We start from the raw sequence: 19,692 nt of genomic DNA, 5'->3' as shown, positions 1-19,692 counted from the left end.
CCGAGGATGGCGAAGGTATCAGTGCGCCTCGTCCCAGTTGTCGGCGGCCCGCGCATCGACATGCAGCGGCACCGACATCGAGACCGCCGGCATCGGCGCGTTCTCCATCACGCGGCGCACCACGGGAATTGTCGCTTCGACTTCTGCTTCCACCGTCTCGAAGATAAGCTCGTCATGCACCTGCAAGAGCATGCGGGCCGACAGCTTCGCCTTCTCCAGCGCCTCTTCCATGTGCACCATGGCGCGGCGGATGATGTCGGCCGCAGTGCCCTGGAGCCTCGCATTGATCGAAGCGCGCTCGTTGAAGGCGCGAACCGACGGGTTGGAGGACCTTATCTCCGGATAGTGGATGCGGCGGCCGAAGATCGTTTCGACGAAGCCGTATTCGCGCGCATAGGCCTTGGTTTCCTCGATATAGTCGCGGATGCCCGGGAAGCGCTCGAAATAGCGCTTGATGTAGGCGCTCGCCTCCTCGCGCGGGATCGACAGCTGGTTCGCCAGACCGAAGGCCGAGATGCCGTAGATGATGCCGAAATTGATCGCCTTGGCACGCCGCCGCACTTCCGAAGGCATGCCTTCTACCGGCACGTTGAACATTTCGGACGCGGTGATGGCGTGGATGTCGGCGCCGTCCGCAAAAGCCTGCTTGAGCTGCGGGATTTCGGCGACATGGGCCAGCACGCGCAATTCAACCTGGCTGTAGTCGGCCGAGACCAGCTTGTGCCCCTTTTCGGCGATGAAGGCGGTCCTGATCTTGCGGCCTTCGGCGGTGCGCACCGGGATGTTCTGCAGGTTGGGATCGGACGATGATAGACGACCGGTTGTCGTCGCGGCCAGGGCATAGGAAGTGTGGACGCGGTTCGTCCCGGGATTGATGAAGCCGGGCAAGGCGTCTGTATAGGTCGATTTCAGCTTGGTGAGCTGGCGCCAGTCGACGATCTTGCGCGGCAGCTCGTGGCCTTCGGCGGCGAGATCTTCCAGCAGCTGCGCCGAGGTCGACCACTGGCCGGTCTTGGTCTTGGAGCCGCCCGGGAGGCCCATCTTGCCGAACAATATATCGCCGAGCTGCTTCGGCGAGCCGATGTTGATGCGCTCGCCGACGATCCCATAGATTTCTTCCTCGGCGCGGGCGGCGCCTTGCGCCAGCTCACCCGAGAGCCTGGAGAGAATCTGGCGATCGACCGAAATGCCGCGCTGCTCCATGCGGGCGAGCACGGGCACAAGCGGCCGCTCCAGCCTTTCATAGACGGAGACGAGACCCTTGGCGGCGAGCCGCGGCTTCAGCAATTGCCACAGCCGCAGCGCCAGATCGGCCTGCTCGCCGGCATAGGCGGTCGCCCGCTCGATGTCGACCTGGTCGAAGCCGACCGCGCTCTTGCCCGAGCCGGCAAGCTCCCTCTTCGTGCCCGGCGCATGGCCGAGCCACTTCTCCGACAGCGAGGCGAGGTCGTGCCCGCCGGATGTGCCGGCGTCGAGCACGTAGGAGATCAGCATCGTGTCGTCGAACGGGCCGACCTCGATACCATGCCGGCTCATCACGACGATGTCGTATTTCATGTCCTGGACGATCTTCAGGACCGACCGGTCCCCGAGCAGGGGCTTGAGCAAGCCCAGCGCGTCGCGGACCGGGAGCTGGTCCGCCAGCATGCCGCCGCCAAGCAGGTCGCCATTGCCGCTCGTGTGGGCGAGCGGCACGTAGGCGGCGCGGCCCGGCGCGATCGCTATGGACAGGCCGATCAAGTCGGCCTGCATCGGGTCGGACGAAGAGGTCTCGGCGTCGAAGGCAAGGATGCCGGCTTCCCTCGCTTCGGCGATCCAGGCCTTCAGCGCGGCCATATCGCGAATGGCGACATAGGCCGAGGGATCGATCTTGCGCGCCGTCGCCTGCTCCAGCCGCAGCGCCGAGAGCAGGGAAGGCGTATCGCCCTGGGGTGGGGCATCCTCGGGCCTGACCGGTGCTGCAGGCTTCGCGGCGCCGTTCGGCGTCGCCGCCGGTCTTGAGGCAGCCGGCGCGCCGGCCCCGACATCGGGACCATGTGCGGTGTCGGCGCGCTCGATGGTGACACTGGAAGCCTGGACGTCGCCGATCTCGGTTGCAGTCGCTTCCGCCACGCGACGTGTCAGCGTGGTGAATTCCATCGTCTTCAGGAAGCCGATCAGCTTCGGCCCGTCCGGGGCATGCAGCACAAGGTCGTCCAGCCCCTCCTTGAGCGGCACGTCGTTCTTCAACGTCACCAGCTCGCGCGAGATGCGCGCCTTGTCGGCATTGGCGATGATCGATTCGCGCCGCTTTTCCTGCTTGATCTCGCCGGCGCGCGCCAGCAGGCCGTCAAGGTCTCCGAACTGCTCCAGAAGTTGCGCCGCGGTCTTCGGGCCGATGCCGGGCACACCGGGCACGTTGTCGACGGAGTCGCCGGTCAGCGCCTGCAGGTCGATCATCTTTTCCGGCGGCACGCCCCATTTCTCGATCACTTCGGGAATGCCGATCTGGCGATCCTTCATTGGGTCGTACATTCCGACGGTCGGGCCGACCAATTGCATCAGGTCCTTGTCGGAGGAGATGATGGTGGTGTCGGCGCCGACCTCGCAGGCCAGCCGGCAATAGGTGGCGATGATGTCGTCAGCCTCGAAACCTTCCATCTCGATGCAGGGCAGGTTGAAGGCCACGGTCGCCTGGCGGATCAGGCCGAATTGCGGGATCAGGTCTTCCGGCGGCGCCGAGCGGTTGGCCTTGTATTCGGGATAAAGGTCGCTGCGGAAGGTCTTCGCCGAATAGTCGAAGATGACGGCGAAATGGGTCGGCACGATGCCTACGTTCGTGTTGCGGGCGTCCTGCATCAGCTTCCATACCATGTTGCAGAAGCCGAGCACGGCGCTGGTGGGCAGGCCGTCGGATTTGCGGTTGAGCGGCGGCAGCGCGTGGTAGGCGCGGAAAATGTAGCCGGAGCCGTCGACAAGAAAGAGATGATCGCCTTTTTTCATGCCGGCAGGGATAGCGCGGCCAAGCTTCGCGGTCCATGCCAAAGGCTGCGCAAACGGCCGGTTCCGGCAACACCCCTGACAGACACTGTCTCGGACAAATTCAGCCGCTCACGAGCATGTTACAAAAGTGTAATCTTCGTGCCCTTGAATCGCCATTTTCACAGACCCAAATAGCTGTCATCGGCATTTTTCGCCGAAGTCCGGAGTAAGGCCCGTCCCCCGCCTATCCCGGGCAACTGCGGCAGCCTATCCCCCCTCTCCGGGCTGCCGCAACGTTTCGAGTAAAGACCGCCGTGGTTCCCCCTCCACCACGGCGGTTCTTTTTTGTCTCCCAGCCCGCGTGTTACCGACGCCGGAACGCGTGGTCCAACGATCGCGGCTTTGCGTTTTCTGCTCGCCCCTTTAGGGTCGGGCCAGAATCGAAAGGCTGAAGAAATGTCCAGACTCTCCCCCGTCCTTGACCGTCTCGACCAGAACCTCGACCAGAGCCTGGAGCGGCTTTTCGGCTTGCTCGGTATCAAGTCGATCTCCACCGACCCGGCCTTTGCCGCCGATTGCCGCAAGGGCGCCGAATGGCTGGCGGCCGAGCTCAAGCTGATCGGCTTCGACGCCAGCGTGCGCGACACGCCCGGCCACCCGATGGTGGTGGCGCATCACGAAGGACCGGCCGGCGCGCCGCATGTGCTGTTCTACGGCCATTACGACGTGCAGCCGGTCGATCCGATCGAGCTGTGGGAAACGGATCCGTTCGCGCCGTCGATCAAAGAGGTCGAGCCCGGCCGCAAGGTGATCGCCGGGCGCGGCTCGGCGGACGACAAGGGTCAGCTGATGACCTTCGTCGAGGCCTGCCGCGCCTGGAAGCAGGTGCACGGCAATCTGCCGTGCCGCGTCACGATCCTGTTCGAGGGCGAGGAAGAGTCCGGCTCGCCGTCGCTCAAGCCCTTTCTCGAGGCCAACGCCGCCGAGCTGAAAGCGGATTTCGCGCTGGTCTGCGACACCAGCATGTGGAACCGCGAGACGCCGTCGATCTGCGTGTCGCTACGCGGCATGGTCGGCGAGGAAGTCACCGTCAAGGCAGCCAGCCGCGACCTGCATTCAGGCCTCTATGGCGGCCCGGCCGCCAATCCGATCCGGATCCTGACCAAAATCCTCGCCGACATCCATGATCAAGACGGCCGTGTCACCATCCAGGGCTTCTATGACGGCGTCGAGGAGACGCCCTCGCAGGTGCTGAAATCCTGGGAGGGGCTCGGCGAGACCGCCGAGACCTTCCTCGGACCGGTCGGGCTTTCCATTCCCGCCGGCGAAAAGGGCCGCTCCGTGCTCGAACTCACCTGGGCACGGCCGACGGCCGAGTTCAACGGCATCATCGGCGGCTATACCGGCAAGGGCTTCAAGACGGTGATCGCGGCGGAAGCATCGGCGAAAGTGTCGTTCCGGCTCGTCCACAAGCAGGATCCGAGAAAAATCCGCGCCGCCTTCCAGGCTTTCGTGCGCGATCGGATTCCCGGCGACTGCTCCGTCGAATTCCATCCGCATGGCGGCTCGCCGGCGATCCAGCTTTCCTACGACTCGCCGTTCCTGGCCAAGGCCAAGGATGCGCTCTCCGACGAATGGGAAAAGCAGGCTGTCACCACCGGCGGCGGCGGCTCCATCCCCGTGGTCGGCGATTTCCAGACCTATCTCGGCATGGAATCGCTGCTGGTCGGCTTCGGCCTCGATGACGACCGCATCCATTCGCCCAACGAGAAGTACGAACTCACCTCCTTCCACAAGGGGCAGCGTTCCTGGGCGCGCATTCTCGATGCTCTGACACGCTGAGGTGAACCCGCGCGGACCGCGAAAATCAACTTTCTGTTGATTTTTTTCCGGATCGCGGCAAGGACGGGCGTGATAGCGCAATGCGCGGCGCCTTCGCGTCCAAAAACGGGTGCGCCGCTGGCCGCGATCCGGAGAAGAGAATGACCGACATCCGTTTCCACAAGCACGATCTGCCAGACCTTTCCCGCTACAATGTCGGTGCGGTCGCCATCGACACGGAAACGCTGGGCTTGAACCCGCATCGTGACCGGCTCTGCGTGGTTCAGATCTCGCCCGGCGACGGCAGCGCCGACGTCATCCAGATCGCGCCAGGCCAGAAGGAGGCGCCCAACCTCGTCAGCCTTCTCAGGAACGACGCCGTGGTGAAGCTGTTTCACTACGGCCGTTTCGACATTGCCGTCCTTTATCACGCTTTCGGCGTCATGGCCGAACCGGTTTTCTGCACCAAGATCGCCTCGCGGCTGACCCGTACCTACACCGACCGCCACGGGCTGAAGGATATATGCAACGAACTGCTCGGTATCGGCCTCTCCAAGGCGCAGCAATCGTCGGACTGGGCGGCGGAAACACTGTCGCCCGAGCAGCTCGAATATGCCGCCTCCGACGTGCTTTACCTGCACCGGCTGCGCGAGGTGCTGGCCGCGCGGCTTGCGCGCGAGGGTCGCACCAAGGAGGCCGAAGCCTGCTTCCGCTTCCTGCCGACGCGCGCCAAGCTCGATCTGATGGGCTGGGCGGAAGAGGATATCTTCGCGCATAGCTGACGACCCGGCGCGTCGAGCGACGTTCCTGCCGGTCCATTGTCGGCGTGAGATGGGAGGGAATGAATGGCAGAGCGCAAACCGATAGCGAGCGCGCCGAAGGACGGCTCGAAGGTAACGATCCTGTGGAACGACGAGCACGGCGTGGTCAACGAATCCGTCGGGCAATATCGCGACGGCGGCTGGTGGGTCTACACCGACAGCAACACCCAGAAGAAAGTCGAGCCGACCAGTTGGCGGCCTGCATCGGCCAATGATGACAGCGACCAGTGAGCGACCGCCGCAGGGCCTCGAAGCAGGCGCGAGACTCGGCAGCAAGAAGGGGGCGAGATGAGACAGAATATGCTCTACCTCATCATCGGCGCGTTGGTCGTCGTGGTCATCGCGCTTGGCATCTACATCTACCGCGAGCAGACCAGGCCGAAGGGCGTGGAGCTCAAGATCGACGACAAGGGCATTTCGATCCAACAGAATTGATCTCACCTCGTCCGCATCTCGCGGACTTGACCGGTCGGCTCCGGATAGCGCCTATTGCATCCGGGTCCGCTCGCTGGAGCGGCGGTGGTTTTTGATATGATTCCCCGGATCGATTTCGAGGCCACCGGTGCCGTGAACGATGCGCTCGCCGCGATCGGACGGACCGAGGACCTGCGCTTTTCGCCCGACAACCGCTTGCTTGCGGTCGCCGGATATGGTCGCAGGCAATGCCTGATGCTGCGCATCGACATAGAGCCGACGGCCGGTGCACCGAGCATCGTTATCCGTGGCTTCGTGGAGCTCAGATCGGACAGCATGGGCGAGGTGCATGGCCTCGATTTCATCGACAACAGGACTTTTGTGGTTGCCAATCGCGATGGGCTGGTTGCGGTCTTCGCCCTGCCGCAAGGCGAACCGGCCGGACAAGGGCACGAAATCTCGCCGCTTCGCGTGATCAAAGGCAGCCGATTGTGCAGATTGAGAACGCCCGGCTCGGTCGCCGTCAGGCGTGAGTCACATGGCCGGCTCAGCCTGCTGGTCTGTAACAACTACACGCATCGGGTGACCCGCCATGTGATTCACCGGCGATGGGGATACCGCGACCTGTGGAATCAGCTTCTCCTGGAGCAGGGCCTCGACATCCCGGACGGCATCGCGCTCAGCCATGACGGGCGGTGGGTCGCCGTCAGCAGCCACGGCACCAACGACGTGAAGATCTACGACATGTCGGAACCGCTTGGCCCTGAAACCCGGCCCGCCGGTGTCCTGGAAAATGCCAACTACCCGCATGGCCTGCGCTTCACGCAGGACGGCAGCCACATTCTTGTCGCCGACGCCGGCAGCCCGATGGTTCACGTCTATGCAAGCGACGAAGGCTGGAAGGGGCGCCGCACGCCGTCGCGTTCGGTCGCCGTGCTCGACGACGAAAGCTTTCTGCGCGGCAGGGCCAGTGTCGAGGAGGGCGGGCCGAAGGGCCTGGACATAGACAAGTCGAACAGCGTCGTGGCGGTGACTTGTCAGGAACAGCCGCTGGCTTTCTACGGCCTGTCGTCGATCGTCGGTCGAAAGGCGGCGGAGCCCGAGTTCAGCATTCTTGGACGTCCAGGATGAGCCTGTGATTTCGGCTCCATATTCTGGCGACGGCATGAAGAAACACGGGGGCCGCGCGCAGCCCATCAAATCTTGCGGGGGTGGATGGCAAACGGATGACGTCCGCGCGGTTCGGCGATATCATGCTGCGCATAGGGAGTTTTGGGGCCGACCAACCTAGCCTCTAGGAGGTTGCCATGAAGCACCAAACACTGGACCAGTTGCACGCCGTTGCCGAGGTCCGCACCGCCAAACCCGTCATGAGCCGAACCCAGCGCCTCGCACGTTGGGCGGAGCTTCTCGAACGTGAGCCAAACCGGCTCCTGACCGCGCTGATCGGCACTGAATATCGTGCCCCGCGGGAACGCAATGTCATGCGGGGCGCCGGCTCGCCCATATCCGTCGCCCTGGAAGACCCCGTTCTGCACGACGAGGGTTTGAAGAACGACACCTACGGCGAAGCAAAACGCTTCTTCGAGCTGACGGACTATCAGCTGCACGAGATCGTCTGCTACTGCCATGTCGGCGATGTCATGCGGGCATCGAGAGCTGCGCTCTCGGTCCGTGCCGTGCTCGACTAGTCCGAGCCGACTCGCCCGCCTATGCAAACTCTGGAGCGCGGCCGGAATGCCACGCCGATCGCGCTCCGTCAGGTGGCCGCTTACCAAACATTTGATTTTCAATCACTTCGATTTTTCCCCACTTAACGCGCCTTTAAACCGCCGCATCTACTCTGCAACCCGAGCGCCATCGGCATCGGGGACAGCAAGCACAGCGCAATGGCGAACCGCAGAGACAGTCGCATCGAACCGAGCTTCGAGGGCTCGCCGCGGGCGAAATCCTCCGACGGCTTTTCGGTCAGCGAGGAGGATCGCGTCGTGCCGGCAAGTCGTAAATCCGCAGCGAAACGCAAATCCGCCAAGGCGAAATCGCGCGGCCGGGGGCGCGATCGCAGCCAGCGCGGGCTGTTTTCCATCTTCGGCCGCCTGCTCTACTGGTGCTTCGTTTTCTGCATCTGGGGCGGCATCGCGGTGGCCGGCGTCGTCGTCTATTACGGCGCCAAGATGCCGGCGGCGACCACATGGTCGATCCCCGACCGCGCGCCCAACATCAAGATCGTCTCGGTCGACGGGCAACTCATCGCAAATCGCGGCATGAGCGGCGGCGAAGCCGTCGGCCTCAATGAAATGTCGCCCTATATTCCCGAGGCCGTCGTCGCCATCGAGGACCGGCGGTTCTATTCGCATTTCGGCATCGACCCGATCGGGCTGACGCGCGCCATGGTCACCAACGTCCTTGGCGGTCATTTCTCGCAGGGCGGCTCGACGCTGACGCAGCAGCTAGCCAAGAACCTATTCCTGACGCCGGATCGCACGCTGGAGCGCAAGGTGCAGGAAGTGCTGCTGGCGCTGTGGCTGGAGCACAAGCACAGCAAGGACCAGATCCTCGAAATGTATCTCAACCGGGTCTATTTCGGGTCCGGCGCCTATGGCGTGGAGGCCGCCTCGCGGCGGTACTTCGGCAAGAGCGCGCGCGATGTCACGCTTTCCGAGGCAGCGCTTCTGGCCGGTTTGCTCAAGGCGCCGTCGCGGCTTTCGCCGGCGCGCGATCCCAAGGCGGCGGAAGAACGCGCACAGCTCGTGCTCGCCGCCATGCGCGAGGAAGGCAAGATCGGCGACAAGGAATACAAAATGGCGCTGAGCGCGCCGGCGACGCGCTCGCCCTCCTACTGGACCGGTTCGGAGAATTACGTCGCCGACACGGTCATGGAGGAGCTTCCCGACCTGATCGGCGACGTGCGCGGCGACATCATCATCGACACCACCGTGGATCTGACGCTGCAGAAGCTCGCCGAGCAGTCGATCCGCCGGCTGATCGACGAGAGCGGCAAGAAGCTCAACGTCACCCAGGGCGCGTTGGTGTCGATCGATGATTCCGGCGCCGTTCGCGCCATGGTCGGCGGTTACGACTATTCGACCAGCCAGTTCGACCGCGCCTCGGAAGCGCGGCGCCAGCCGGGATCGGCCTTCAAGCCTTTCGTCTACACGGCGGCGCTGGAAGCAGGCCGCACACCGGACAGCGTGCGCAACGACGCCCCGATCAGAATAGGCAAATGGACACCGGAGAATTATGGCGGCAAATATTATGGCAAGGTGACGCTGGCCACCGCACTGGCGAAGTCGCTGAACTCGGTGGCGGCGCAACTCACCATGGAGGTCGGCCCCGACGCCGTGGTTGAGGCCGCGCACCGCATGGGCATCCAATCCGACCTGCAGTCGAACACCTCGATCGCGCTCGGCACCTCGGAAGTGACGCCGCTGGAACTGACCGCCGCCTATGTGCCTTTCGCCAATGGCGGCTACAAGCCGGATATCCATTTCATCCAGCGCGTCACCACGGCTAGCGGCAAGGTGCTCTACGAAAACAATGGCGGCAGCGCGCCGCGCGTCCTCAAGGCCGACATCGTCGGCATGATGAACTCTATGATGACGGGCACGGTCGAAGTCGGCACCGCCAAGAAGGCGGCCTTCAACTGGCCCTCGGCCGGCAAGACCGGCACCAGCCAGAATTCACGCGACGCCTGGTTCGTCGGCTATACCGCCAACCTCACGACGGGTGTGTGGTTCGGCAATGACGACGGGAGCCCGATGAAGAAGGTGACCGGCGGCGCCTTGCCGGCGCAGGCCTGGCACGAATTCATGGTCGCCGCGCATGAAGGCTTGCCGGTCAGGCCGTTGCCCGGCACGTGGAAATCGACGCCGCCCGATACGGTCGTGCCGGACGAGATACCCTCGGCCGACAACTCGCAGCCGGCGCCGCCCGCCCCCGTCGGCCAGTCGAGCCCTGTCGCCCAGGCGACCGCACGGCAGGCGCGTCCAGCCCAGACGGTCGATGCCGACGGCTTCGATATGCCGAGCGACGGCGGGACTACCGCCTCGGTCGGGCATCCGGTGCCGCCCGGCGATGTCGGCGGCCCGAAGAAAAGGCGGCAGACGTCGATCCTCGACATCCTCAGCGGCGGTTGAGCGGCAACTCGCCTCTCGCAATGGCTGGCGCCTTCGGCTACATGTCCGGCCGGAGATCAAGCCATGGCCGAAATCGACAGCAGAAAAACCATCGTGCTCACCGGCGCCAGCCGCGGCATCGGCCATGCGACGGTGAAACGCTTTTCACGCGAGGGCTGGCGCGTCATTACCTGCTCGCGACAGGCCTTTGCCGAGGACTGCCCATGGCCGGCCGGTCCCGAGGACCACATCAAGGTCGACCTTGCCGATCAGGAGGATGTCGGCATTGCCGTCTCGGAAATCCGCCACCGGCTGGAGGCGCATGGCGGGCAGTTGCACGCGCTGGTCAACAATGCCGGCATCTCGCCCAAGCTCAAGGACGGCGGCCGGATGAACTCGATCGAGACGCCGATGCATGTCTGGCGCGACGTGTTCCAGGTCAATTTCTTCGCGCCGATCATGCTGGCGAGAGGGCTGTTCAAGGAACTCGCCGCCGCCAAGGGCTCGATCGTCAACGTCACCTCGATCGCCGGCACGCGCGTGCATCCATTTGCCGGCACGGCCTATGCGACGTCGAAGGCGGCGCTGGGTTCTCTGACGCGCGAGATGGCGCATGACTTCGGGCCGCACGGCATCCGCGTCAATGCGATCGCGCCGGGCGAGATCGACACGGCGATCCTGTCGCCCGGCACCGACAAGATCGTCGAGACGATCCCGCTGAGAAGGCTGGGCGCCACGTCGGAAGTGGCCGACATCATCTTTTTCCTGTGTTCGGGCCAGGCGTCCTACGTGACCGGCTCGGAAATCCACATCAATGGCGGCCAGCACGTGTGACTTCCATCTCAGCGACATCGCTTCCGTTATTCGTTTCCTGATCCGCTTGGTTTGTGCAGGCGAGCGTCAGGCAGGCTGCGGCCTGATCTCGGCAGCGGCGTCGTCCAGCCGAGCGGGTGACATGCCGGTAACCGCCTCGACGATGCCGCGTGCTATTTCGCGCTCGCCCATGATCACGATGTCGGCGCCGAGAGCCTTGAGATGCTCGACCTCGGCATCGGAATGGGCGCGCGCAATGACGCTGATGCCGGGATTGGCCGCGCGCGCCCGCAGCACCACCTGTCCCGCCTCGAATGCGTTGGGGATGGCGAGGATCAGCCGTTTGGCGCCTTCCGGATTGGCGGCCGCGAAGACGTCCGCATTGGCGGCATTGCCGGCCACCGTTTCGACGCCCTCGGCCCTCAGCTTCGCCAGCGTCTTGTCGGCATCCTCGACGACCAGGAAGGGCAGGGCGGCTTGTTTCAGCGCGGCACCCACGAGGCTGCCGACACGTCCATAGCCGATGAGGATGGAATGGCCGGTGAGGCCTGTCCGCGGCGGCAGACCATTCTCGCTTTCAGACGCTGCCGCCGCCGAGGCCACCTGGCCGGGCTCGGTCGCCGGGCCGATCGGCCTTGATTCCTCGGGCTCTGCCGTTTTGCCGGCGCGCTTTTCCAGCCACGGCTTGATCCTGTCGACGATCAGGAACATCAGCGGGTTGAGCAGGATCGACAGGATGGCGCCGGCCAGAATGAGGTCGCGGCCCTGTTCGGGCAGAAGCTTCAACCCGACGCCGAGCTCGGCCAGGATGAAGGAGAATTCGCCGATCTGGGCAAGGCTGGCCGAGATCATCAGCGCGGTCGCGACCGGATAGCGGAAGGCGATCACGATGACGAAAGCGGCGAGCGATTTGCCGATGAGGATGATGGCTAAGGTCGCCAGGATCGGCAGGCCGTTGCTGACCAGGCTGAACGGATCGAACAGCATGCCGACGGAAACGAAGAACAGCACGGAAAAAGCGTCGCGCAGCGGCAGCGATTCTTCCGCCGCCCGGTGGCTGAGCTCGGACTCGCTCATGACCATGCCGGCGAAGAAGGCGCCCAGCGCCAGCGAGACGCCGAACAGCTTCGCCGCGCCGAAGGCGACGCCGAGCGCGATGGCAAGCACCGAGAGCCGGAACAGCTCGCGTGAGCCGGTATGGGCGACATAGTGCAGGATCCAGGGGATGACCCTGCGGCCTACGACCAGCATGACGACAACGAAGGCGACGACCTTGGCCAGCGTTATGCCGACCACGCCCCATATGCCGTGGCTGGCGGGCAGCGAAATCAGGCTCGGATGGTCGTCGGCTTGCGGCTGGCCGCCAAGCACGCCGGCGAGCGCCGGCAAAAGCACCAGCGCCAGCACCATGGCCAAATCCTCGACGATCAGCCAGCCGACGGCGATGCGGCCGCGCTCGGTCTCGATCAGCCGCCGCTCCTGCATGGCGCGCAGTAGGACGACGGTCGAGGCGACGGAGAGCGCGAGGCCGAAGACAAGGCCGGCGCCGAGCGACCAGCCAAGCAGCCAGGCAAGGCCGACGCCGAGCAGCGTGGCAAAGCCGATCTGCACGACGGCGCCGGGCACAGCGATCGCGCGGACCGACAAAAGATCCCTCAGCGAGAAATGCAGGCCGACGCCGAACATCAGCAGGATGACGCCGATCTCGGCGAGCTCGTTGGCAAGGCTGGCGTCGGCGACGAAGCCCGGCGTGTTCGGCCCGACCAGCACGCCGGCCACGAGATAGCCGACCAGCGGCGGGATGCGGAATCGGTTGGCCAATGCTCCGAAAACGAAGGCAAGCCCCAAACCGGCGACGATGGTGGCGATCAGGGGCGTGTCATGCGGCATTGTCTATGGAGCGCCTTCCGAGAATTCACGATGTCGATAAGCGCCGCCCGAGGGCCGCCGCCCCTTCCCAATATGATCGGGGGAGGGGCGGTGACGCAACCACCGCTAGACGGAATTCGGCGCCGCGATCGGACGCCGGATGAGAAAATCAGCGAGCCGCCATCAGGGGCCACGGCATCAATCCCCTGCACTGTGCGTTCCTGTGTGCCGCTCAGGCCGCTTTGAGCAGATTCTCGATGTCGAAGACGGTATGATTGGTCAGCGTCTTGGGGATTTCGGCCTGGACTTTTTCGCTGACTTCCTTGTGCAGCTTCTGACGCATCTCGCCGAGCACCTGCGGCGGCGCGATCAGCACGAGCTGGTCGAACTCACCCCGATGCGCAAGCTTGTAGAGCCGGTCGGCAATATCGCTTGCGAAACGTTCCTTGCCGAGGCGATGCCAGTCGGTCTCTTCGATCGCGCTGCGTGGCCCTTCGGCATATCGGCCCGGTTTATCGGTGCCTTGCTCCCGGGTGGCGGGATTTTCCTGCTCCATCTCCTGAACCACCTCGAGGTTCGGAAACTTGCTGTCGCCTTCATTGCGGAGGAAAAGCGCCTTCTCGCCGTCGGCCACGACCACCCAGAGACCGCGTTTAAGCTTGATGTTCATAATTTTCCTCCTTGCCTTGAGCCCATCGAGCCCGCGAGAGCGGCTCGACCGACGGGATGGATCGTTAGCGAAACGTGCCGCCGAGCATGATAGTTCCGGATGAACCAACGACTGGAGGATGTGCTGCAGGCGGCAGCGACCTCACCCACCAGCAAGACCGCGTCTTAATCTACTAGTTAGTAGAATTTAGAAAAAAACGTTTTGCCGTGTCGGCTGCACGGCGCTAAAAACTATGCCGGATCAATAGCTCTCGGAGAGGTGCCTGACCACCTCAAGCTCCGGCGTAGAATTTTTTTCTCCTGCCTTTCGCGGCTGCGAAAAAGCGATTGCCTGCCATCAAGGGATGCGCGAGTGCTTGCCTTCTGGTTTTTCCCAGGCCCGCATAAACTGCCAGACTGTTCTCGTACTGTTTATCGCCATGTCGCCAGCCAATGCCAAGCTCAACGCCTTCCCCGTTTTCCTGCGGGTCGACGGCGAAGCCGTGGCCATCGTCGGCAACGGCGAGGAGGCACTGGCCAAGGCCAGGCTGCTTGCTCAGTCAAACGCGACGCTGCGCATCACTGCGGACAATGCCGATCCCGAGCTTCTGAATTTCATTGCAACCACCGGCGCTGTCCACGTCGATGTCGCCTACGATGCCGCGCACCTCGAGGACGCGGCCATGGTGTTTGCCGCCAGCGGCGACGAGGCGCTCGACCGCCGCGTGGTGGAAGACGCCCGCCGGCTGGGCATTCCGGTCAACGCCGTCGACCGGCCTGAGCTCTGCGATTTCTTCACACCGGCGCTGGTCAACCGCGCGCCGGTCGCCATCGCCATCGGCACCGAGGGCGCCGGCCCTGTGCTGGCGCAGCTGCTGCGGGTGCGCATCGATCGCATGCTGTCGCCGTCGCTTGGCCGGCTGGCGGCCTTGGCGTCGTCGTTTCGCACTGCTGCCGAGCGGCTGCCGAAAGGCAATCGCCGCCGCCGGTTCTGGAGCGATTTCTTCGCCGGCCTCCCGGCCAAGGCGGTTGAAGCCGGAGAGTTCGCCAGGGCGCATAGTGCTGCGCTCGAACTTCTGACTTCGGACGCGCCGACCGCAGGTCACATCGCTCTGGTCGGCGCCGGCCCGGGCGCGGAGGATCTTTTGACGCTGCGCGCCCACCGCCTGCTGATGGAGGCCGACGCGATCGTCTACGACGCGTTGGTGCCGGAAGCGATCGTCACCATGGGGCGCCGGGATGCCGAGCGCTTGCCTGTCGGCAAGCGCAAGGGCTGCCATTCCAAGAGCCAGGAAGAAATCAACGCTCTGCTCGTCGAGCTTGGCCGCGCCGGCAAGCGCGTGGTGCGGCTGAAATCAGGCGATCCGCTTGTGTTCGGGCGGGCGGGCGAGGAAATGGCAGCACTTCGCGAGGCCGGCATCGCCTATGAGGTGGTTCCGGGCGTGACCGCCGCCTTCGCCGCGGCCGCCGATTTCGAATTGCCGCTGACGCTGCGCGGCGTGACGTCCTCGATGGTGTTCACCACCGGGCATGACCTCAAGGGCAACTCACTGCCCGATTGGGCAAAGCTTGCCATTTCGGGCGCCACCGTCGCCGTCTATATGGGCCGCTCGGTCGCAGCCGAAGTCGCCGGCCGGCTGATCGAAGCCGGGCTGTCGCCCGATACTGCCGTCGCCGTGGTGGAGAATGCCAGCCTTGGCAATCGCCGCCGCTTCCACGGCACGCTCGCCGACCTGCCGTCGCTGGAAGCGCGCGCCGATCTTACCGGTCCGGTCATGACCATCATCGGCGACGCGGTCGCCGGCGCCAATTTCGAACAATCCGAGCCGCTTGCGGCGCACACGCGTGAAGATACGGCCGGCGTAGCGGCCGAAGGAGTTGAGCAATGAAGGTTCTGACCGCGAACAGGCTCTCGGACGGTATCGCAGTCTGGTACGCCGATGGCGGCTGGGCGGAGACCGTCAGTCGTGCCGACATCGCCCATGACAAGGCGGCGGAGGATCGGCTCGAGGCCATCGGCGCCGCGGCCGCTGCCAACAACGAAGTCGTCGACGTCAACCTGATCGATGTGACCGTGATCAACGGCGCGGTCGAGCCGGTGCGGCTGCGCGAGAAGATCCGCGCCGCGGGCCCCACCATCCGCACCGACCTCGGCAAGCAGGCGAGCCCGGCTCCGGCACGGGCGGCATAGACACAAGAAAGCGGGCGGACGCGCCCTGAAAGACGAAGCATGTACCGTTACGACGAGTTCGACCACGATTTCGTAAAGGCCCGCGTCGCCGAGTTCAGCGACCAGGTGCAGCGCCGGCTTGCCGGCGAGATCACCGAGGACCAGTTCCGGCCGCTCCGGCTGATGAACGGCGTCTATTTGCAGTTGCACGCCTATATGCTGCGTATCGCCGTGCCCTACGGCACGCTGAACAGCAGGCAATTGCGCATGCTCGGCCACATCGCCCGCAAATACGACAAGGGCTACGGCCACTTCACCACGCGCCAGAACATCCAGTTCAACTGGCCGGCGCTGTCCGACATCCCGGCGATCCTTGCTGATCTGGCGAGTGTCGAAATGCATGCCATCCAGACCAGCGGTAACTGCATCCGCAACGTCACCGCGGATCATTTCGCCGGCGCGGCCGCCGACGAGGTTGCCGATCCGCGTCCCTATGCGGAGATCCTGCGCCAGTGGTCGTCGGTGCATCCGGAGTTCTCGTACCTGCCGCGCAAGTTCAAGATCGCGGTGACCGGCGCCGAGCGTGATCGCGCCGCCATCCAGACGCACGACATCGGGCTGCATCTGAAGAAGAACGCGGCCGGCGAGCTGGGCTTTGCCGTCTATGTCGGTGGCGGCCAGGGCCGCACGCCGATGGTCGCCAAGAAGATCCGCGACTTCCTGCCGGAAGCCGAGCTGTTGTCCTACTGCACGGCGATCCTGCGCGTTTACAACCTCTATGGCCGCCGCGATAACAAGTACAAGGCGCGTATCAAGATCCTCGTCCACGAGACCGGGGTCGAGGAGATCACCCGCCAGATCGAGGCCGAATGGCAGGAGTTGAAGGACGCGGAGCTGAAGCTGCCGGACGCCGACATCCAGGCGATCAATGCCTATTTCGCGCCGCCGGCATTGCCTGACCGGCCAGAAGGCGACGCGCAGGTAAAGCAGGCGCGGCTCGATTCCAAGAGTTTTTCGGAGTGGCTCGACCAGAATGTGATAACGCATCGCCACCCCGACTATGCGGCGGTGACGATCTCGCTCAAGGGCATCGGCGAGGTGCCCGGTGACGCCTCCGACAGCCAGATGGAGGCGGTTGCCGACATCGCCGAGAAATACGCCTTCGACGAGCTGCGCGTCAGCCACGAACAGAACCTGATCCTGCCGCATGTGGCGCGCGCCGACCTCAAGGCCGTCTATGACGCCCTGGTCGAGATCGACTTGGCGACCGCCAATTCCAACCTGATCAGCGATATCATCTCCTGCCCCGGCCTCGATTATTGCGCGCTTGCCACGGCGCGTTCGATTCCGGTCGCGCAGGAAATCTCGCGCCGCTTCGCCTCGCTGGAGCGGCAACGCGAGATCGGTGAGCTGAAGCTGAAGATTTCCGGCTGCATCAACGCCTGCGGCCACCACCATGTCGGCCATATCGGCATTCTCGGCGTGGAGAAGAAGGGCTCCGAGCTCTACCAGGTCACGCTTGGCGGCTCGGCCGACGAGAACACGTCGGTCGGCGAGATCATCGGCCGCGGTTTCTCTTCGGAAGAAATCACCGATGCCATCGAGCAGATCGTCGACACCTATCTCGGCCTTCGGCTCAATCCCAGTGAACGTTTTATCGACGCCTACCGCCGTGTCGGTCCCGCGCCGTTCAAGGAGGCGCTCTATGCTGGCGAAACCAAGGCCGCTTGACCGGATCGGCGGCGTCGAGGCCGGCGTCGCCGCGGAAGCGGCGGGGCTCGACGCGCTGCTCGGCCATCTGAAGCCGATCGAGATCATCGAGCGCTCGGCGCGTGAATTCTTCCGCGGCGAGGTTGCCGCCGTGTCGTCCTTCGGCGCCGATTCGGCAGTCCTCCTGCACATGATTGCCGAGATCGACCGCTCGCTGCCGGTGATCTTTCTCGACACCGGCAAGCATTTCGAGGAGACGCTGGGCTACCGCGACGCGCTGGTCGCCGATTTCGGCCTGACCGATGTCAGAGTGATCAAGCCGAACGAAGCGGCGCTCGAACGCGTCGATCCGACCGGCCGGCTGCATGAGACCGCTACCGACGCGTGCTGCAACCTGCGCAAGGTCGAGCCGCTGGCGCGTGGCGTCGAGCCGTTCCGCGCCTGGTTCACCGGTCGCAAGCGCTTCCAGGCTTCGACGCGCGCGGCACTCCCGGTCTTCGAGGCCGTCGGCTCGCGCATCCGCATCAATCCGCTCGCGCATTGGACGACATCCGACCAGGCCGACTACATGCGCGCGCATGCGCTGCGTGAAAACCCGCTGGTCGCCTATGGCTATCTGTCGATCGGCTGCTTCCCCTGCACGCAGCCGGTACAGCCAGGCGAGGATGCGCGCAGCGGCCGCTGGGCGGGGCACGCCAAGACCGAGTGCGGCATCCATCTGTCGGGGCTGGAGAAGTCGCTGACCGACGCATCACTTTAAGGACAGCCGCTACTCAGGTGAGGCCGGCCTGCAAATGGCGGGTTCCTGCGCTTTCGGAGCTCGCGTAGTTGAAGTACGCTCCGCTCCCGTTCTCGAAAGCCACCATTTTCGACTCCGGGCCGACCTGAACAGCGACATATCCTTTCATTCTTAGGGCATTAGGATCTTAGGGCATTAGGAATTTTGATGACTGAGCCGACCAAATCGGAAACCCGCCTCTGGACCCCGAACGGTTTCCGCGAGGACGAATGGACCCATGCCGAGAGCGCCGAAGCGCTTGCCGGCAATGGCCGCTTCATCCTCCCGTTGCAGGCCTTTCTCGGGCTCGATGACGATATCCGCAGGTCGGCCAAGGAGCGCCTCGGCGTGCTCCTGCTCCCCGGCGACGAGCTCGACAAGATCGTCGGCCTGCTCGACCAGCTGTCGCTGGTGGCGCTTGCCTTCCCGGCCTTCAACGACGGCCGCTCCTTCTCCAAGGGCGAATTGCTGCGCACCCGGCATAACTTCAAAGGCGCGGTGCGCGCCACGGGCCAGGTCCTGGTCGATCAATTGCCGCATATGCTGCGGCTCGGCTTCGACGAGTTCGAGGTCTCCAATCCGGTGCTGTTGAAGCGGCTGGAGGAAGGGCGCACAGGAGGCTTGCCAGTCTATTACCAGCCGGCGGTAGAGCCGGAAGCCAAGGGCCCGAAATATTCCTGGCGGCGCAAACGCCCGGGCTGAGCCGTCCCCGCGCTGACCGCCGAAGGCAGCCATCCGGTAAACCAAGCGAGCCTGCAGCTTTGGTCTGACCAAGCGTCTTGTTTTCGAGGTCCGCGCGGAGCTGGTCTGCTTGCATACCCTCGTTGAAAACAATCTGGTCAGACCAGTTCTGCGAATTTCACTTCCCCTTTTGCCGCCTTGCCCTTAGGATACGGTGATTATTTCGCGCCCCGAAATAAACCGCCGGCAAGGGAGCAAAACGGCATGGCAGGCAAGAAGATACTGATGCTCGTTGGCGAGTTCAGCGAAGAGTACGAGATTTTCGTTTTTGAACAGGCGATGCATGCGGTCGGTCACACCGTCCATGTCGTCTGCCCGGACAAGAAGGCCGGCGACGTGCTCAAGACCTCGCTGCACGACTTCGAGGGCCATCAGACCTATACGGAAAAGCTCGGCCACGACTATATCCTCAACGAGACATTCGCCGAGGTGAATCCCGCCGATTACGACGCGGTCTACGCTGCGGGCGGACGCGGGCCGGAATATATTCGCATCGACAAGCGCGTGCAGGCGCTGGTCAGGCATTTCCACGACACCGGCAAGCCGATCTTCACCATCTGCCACGGCGTGCAAATCCTGATCGCGGTCGACGGCGTGGTGCGCGGCAGGGAGGTGGCGGCGCTGCAGTATTGCGAGCCCGAGGTGACGCTCGCCGGGGGCACCTATATCGACGTGTCGCCGACCGGCGCGCATGTCGACGGCAATCTGGTTTCGGCAAAGGGATGGCCCGGCCTTGCGGCGTTCATGCGGGAGTGCCTCAAGGTGCTTGGCACCGAGATTCGCCATGGCGAGGCGCTGATGCGCGACGAGCGCAGGGCCGCATAGCTCCTC

17 protein-coding genes are annotated in these 19,692 nt (G+C 64.2%); 14 read left to right on the top strand and 3 right to left on the bottom strand.

The window, feature by feature from the left end; translation table 11 throughout:
* Positions 1-18: 18 nt before the first annotated feature.
* Complete coding sequence (polA, locus tag CK218_RS03165; protein ID WP_179294418.1) at positions 19-2,982, bottom strand: DNA polymerase I; 2,964 nt, start codon at positions 2,980-2,982, stop codon at positions 19-21.
* 435 nt (positions 2,983-3,417) lie between these two features.
* On the opposite strand from polA, the gene CK218_RS03160 reads away from it, so the two are divergent.
* The 8 genes from CK218_RS03160 (at position 3,418) to CK218_RS03125 (ending at position 10,966) form a co-directional block, all read left to right on the top strand.
* On the top strand, positions 3,418-4,803 hold the full coding sequence (locus CK218_RS03160; RefSeq protein ID WP_095826801.1) for a M20/M25/M40 family metallo-hydrolase: 1,386 nt from the start codon (positions 3,418-3,420) through the stop codon (positions 4,801-4,803).
* Positions 4,804-4,943: 140 nt separating this feature from the next.
* Positions 4,944-5,564 (top strand): ribonuclease D, encoded by a 621-nt coding sequence (locus CK218_RS03155; protein WP_095826878.1) that lies wholly within the window; start codon positions 4,944-4,946, stop codon positions 5,562-5,564.
* A gap of 63 nt (positions 5,565-5,627) precedes the next feature.
* Positions 5,628-5,834, top strand: coding sequence for a hypothetical protein (locus CK218_RS03150; protein ID WP_067004099.1), 207 nt, complete (start codon positions 5,628-5,630; stop codon positions 5,832-5,834).
* Between the two features lie 57 nt (positions 5,835-5,891).
* Complete coding sequence (locus CK218_RS03145; RefSeq protein ID WP_082980768.1) at positions 5,892-6,038, top strand: hypothetical protein; 147 nt, start codon at positions 5,892-5,894, stop codon at positions 6,036-6,038.
* Between the two features lie 84 nt (positions 6,039-6,122).
* Positions 6,123-7,148: a beta-propeller fold lactonase family protein gene (locus CK218_RS03140; protein WP_245434860.1), complete on the top strand. Its 1,026-nt coding sequence runs from the start codon at positions 6,123-6,125 to the stop codon at positions 7,146-7,148.
* A 176-nt stretch (positions 7,149-7,324) separates the two neighbouring features.
* On the top strand, positions 7,325-7,708 hold the full coding sequence (locus tag CK218_RS03135; RefSeq protein ID WP_067004095.1) for a hypothetical protein: 384 nt from the start codon (positions 7,325-7,327) through the stop codon (positions 7,706-7,708).
* Positions 7,709-7,906: 198 nt separating this feature from the next.
* Positions 7,907-10,153 (top strand): transglycosylase domain-containing protein, encoded by a 2,247-nt coding sequence (locus CK218_RS03130; RefSeq protein ID WP_095826799.1) that lies wholly within the window; start codon positions 7,907-7,909, stop codon positions 10,151-10,153.
* A 63-nt stretch (positions 10,154-10,216) separates the two neighbouring features.
* Positions 10,217-10,966, top strand: a complete 750-nt coding sequence (locus CK218_RS03125; protein WP_067004093.1) for an SDR family oxidoreductase — start codon at positions 10,217-10,219, stop codon at positions 10,964-10,966.
* Between the two features lie 66 nt (positions 10,967-11,032).
* Here CK218_RS03125 and ybaL read toward each other — a convergent pair whose 3' ends face one another.
* The gene (gene ybaL / locus CK218_RS03120; RefSeq protein ID WP_245434857.1) at positions 11,033-12,835 is read right to left on the bottom strand and encodes a YbaL family putative K(+) efflux transporter; all 1,803 of its coding nucleotides are present in this window, start codon (positions 12,833-12,835) and stop codon (positions 11,033-11,035) included.
* Positions 12,836-13,046: 211 nt separating this feature from the next.
* On the bottom strand, positions 13,047-13,487 hold the full coding sequence (locus tag CK218_RS03115) for a host attachment family protein (RefSeq protein WP_164747059.1): 441 nt from the start codon (positions 13,485-13,487) through the stop codon (positions 13,047-13,049).
* 415 nt (positions 13,488-13,902) lie between these two features.
* Between CK218_RS03115 and cysG the strand changes: the two genes are divergently transcribed.
* From cysG to CK218_RS03085, 6 genes are all read left to right on the top strand, one after another.
* Positions 13,903-15,351 (top strand): siroheme synthase CysG, encoded by a 1,449-nt coding sequence (gene cysG / locus CK218_RS03110; RefSeq protein ID WP_095826798.1) that lies wholly within the window; start codon positions 13,903-13,905, stop codon positions 15,349-15,351.
* Positions 15,348-15,653, top strand: a complete 306-nt coding sequence (locus CK218_RS03105) for a DUF2849 domain-containing protein (protein ID WP_095826797.1) — start codon at positions 15,348-15,350, stop codon at positions 15,651-15,653. The genes cysG and CK218_RS03105 overlap by 4 nt, the downstream gene beginning before the upstream one ends.
* A 39-nt stretch (positions 15,654-15,692) precedes the next feature.
* Positions 15,693-17,363 carry a nitrite/sulfite reductase gene (locus CK218_RS03100; RefSeq protein ID WP_095778721.1) on the top strand — a complete coding sequence of 557 codons (1,671 nt, stop codon included), beginning with the start codon at positions 15,693-15,695 and terminating at the stop codon, positions 17,361-17,363.
* Positions 17,338-18,102, top strand: a complete 765-nt coding sequence (locus CK218_RS03095; protein WP_067004081.1) for a phosphoadenylyl-sulfate reductase — start codon at positions 17,338-17,340, stop codon at positions 18,100-18,102. Before CK218_RS03100 ends, CK218_RS03095 begins: the two co-directional genes overlap by 26 nt.
* Positions 18,103-18,288: 186 nt before the next feature.
* Positions 18,289-18,822, top strand: a complete 534-nt coding sequence (locus CK218_RS03090; RefSeq protein WP_067318908.1) for a DUF934 domain-containing protein — start codon at positions 18,289-18,291, stop codon at positions 18,820-18,822.
* A gap of 243 nt (positions 18,823-19,065) precedes the next feature.
* A complete protein-coding gene (locus tag CK218_RS03085; protein ID WP_095778722.1) occupies positions 19,066-19,686 on the top strand; it encodes a DJ-1/PfpI family protein in 621 nt (206 codons plus the stop codon).
* Positions 19,687-19,692: the final 6 nt, after the last annotated feature.

This window comes from Mesorhizobium sp. WSM3879, assembly GCF_002294915.1.
Classification (GTDB): Bacteria; Pseudomonadota; Alphaproteobacteria; order Rhizobiales; family Rhizobiaceae; genus Mesorhizobium.
Note: the sequence above shows the minus strand (reverse complement) of the source record. Positions and strands in the feature narration are given on the sequence as shown.

What these genes read in the sequence shown, in the direction of transcription:
- polA (WP_179294418.1), bottom strand. Translation starts at nt 2,982, where the DNA reads ATGAAAAAAGGCGATCATCTCTTTCTTGTCGACGGCTCCGGCTACATT.
- CK218_RS03160 (WP_095826801.1), top strand. Translation starts at nt 3,418, where the DNA reads ATGTCCAGACTCTCCCCCGTCCTTGACCGTCTCGACCAGAACCTCGAC.
- CK218_RS03155 (WP_095826878.1), top strand. Translation starts at nt 4,944, where the DNA reads ATGACCGACATCCGTTTCCACAAGCACGATCTGCCAGACCTTTCCCGC.
- CK218_RS03150 (WP_067004099.1), top strand. Translation starts at nt 5,628, where the DNA reads ATGGCAGAGCGCAAACCGATAGCGAGCGCGCCGAAGGACGGCTCGAAG.
- CK218_RS03145 (WP_082980768.1), top strand. Translation starts at nt 5,892, where the DNA reads ATGAGACAGAATATGCTCTACCTCATCATCGGCGCGTTGGTCGTCGTG.
- CK218_RS03135 (WP_067004095.1), top strand. Translation starts at nt 7,325, where the DNA reads ATGAAGCACCAAACACTGGACCAGTTGCACGCCGTTGCCGAGGTCCGC.
- CK218_RS03130 (WP_095826799.1), top strand. Translation starts at nt 7,907, where the DNA reads ATGGCGAACCGCAGAGACAGTCGCATCGAACCGAGCTTCGAGGGCTCG.
- CK218_RS03125 (WP_067004093.1), top strand. Translation starts at nt 10,217, where the DNA reads ATGGCCGAAATCGACAGCAGAAAAACCATCGTGCTCACCGGCGCCAGC.
- ybaL (WP_245434857.1), bottom strand. Translation starts at nt 12,835, where the DNA reads ATGCCGCATGACACGCCCCTGATCGCCACCATCGTCGCCGGTTTGGGG.
- cysG (WP_095826798.1), top strand. Translation starts at nt 13,903, where the DNA reads ATGTCGCCAGCCAATGCCAAGCTCAACGCCTTCCCCGTTTTCCTGCGG.
- CK218_RS03105 (WP_095826797.1), top strand. Translation starts at nt 15,348, where the DNA reads ATGAAGGTTCTGACCGCGAACAGGCTCTCGGACGGTATCGCAGTCTGG.
- CK218_RS03100 (WP_095778721.1), top strand. Translation starts at nt 15,693, where the DNA reads ATGTACCGTTACGACGAGTTCGACCACGATTTCGTAAAGGCCCGCGTC.
- CK218_RS03095 (WP_067004081.1), top strand. Translation starts at nt 17,338, where the DNA reads ATGCTGGCGAAACCAAGGCCGCTTGACCGGATCGGCGGCGTCGAGGCC.
- CK218_RS03090 (WP_067318908.1), top strand. Translation starts at nt 18,289, where the DNA reads ATGACTGAGCCGACCAAATCGGAAACCCGCCTCTGGACCCCGAACGGT.
- CK218_RS03085 (WP_095778722.1), top strand. Translation starts at nt 19,066, where the DNA reads ATGGCAGGCAAGAAGATACTGATGCTCGTTGGCGAGTTCAGCGAAGAG.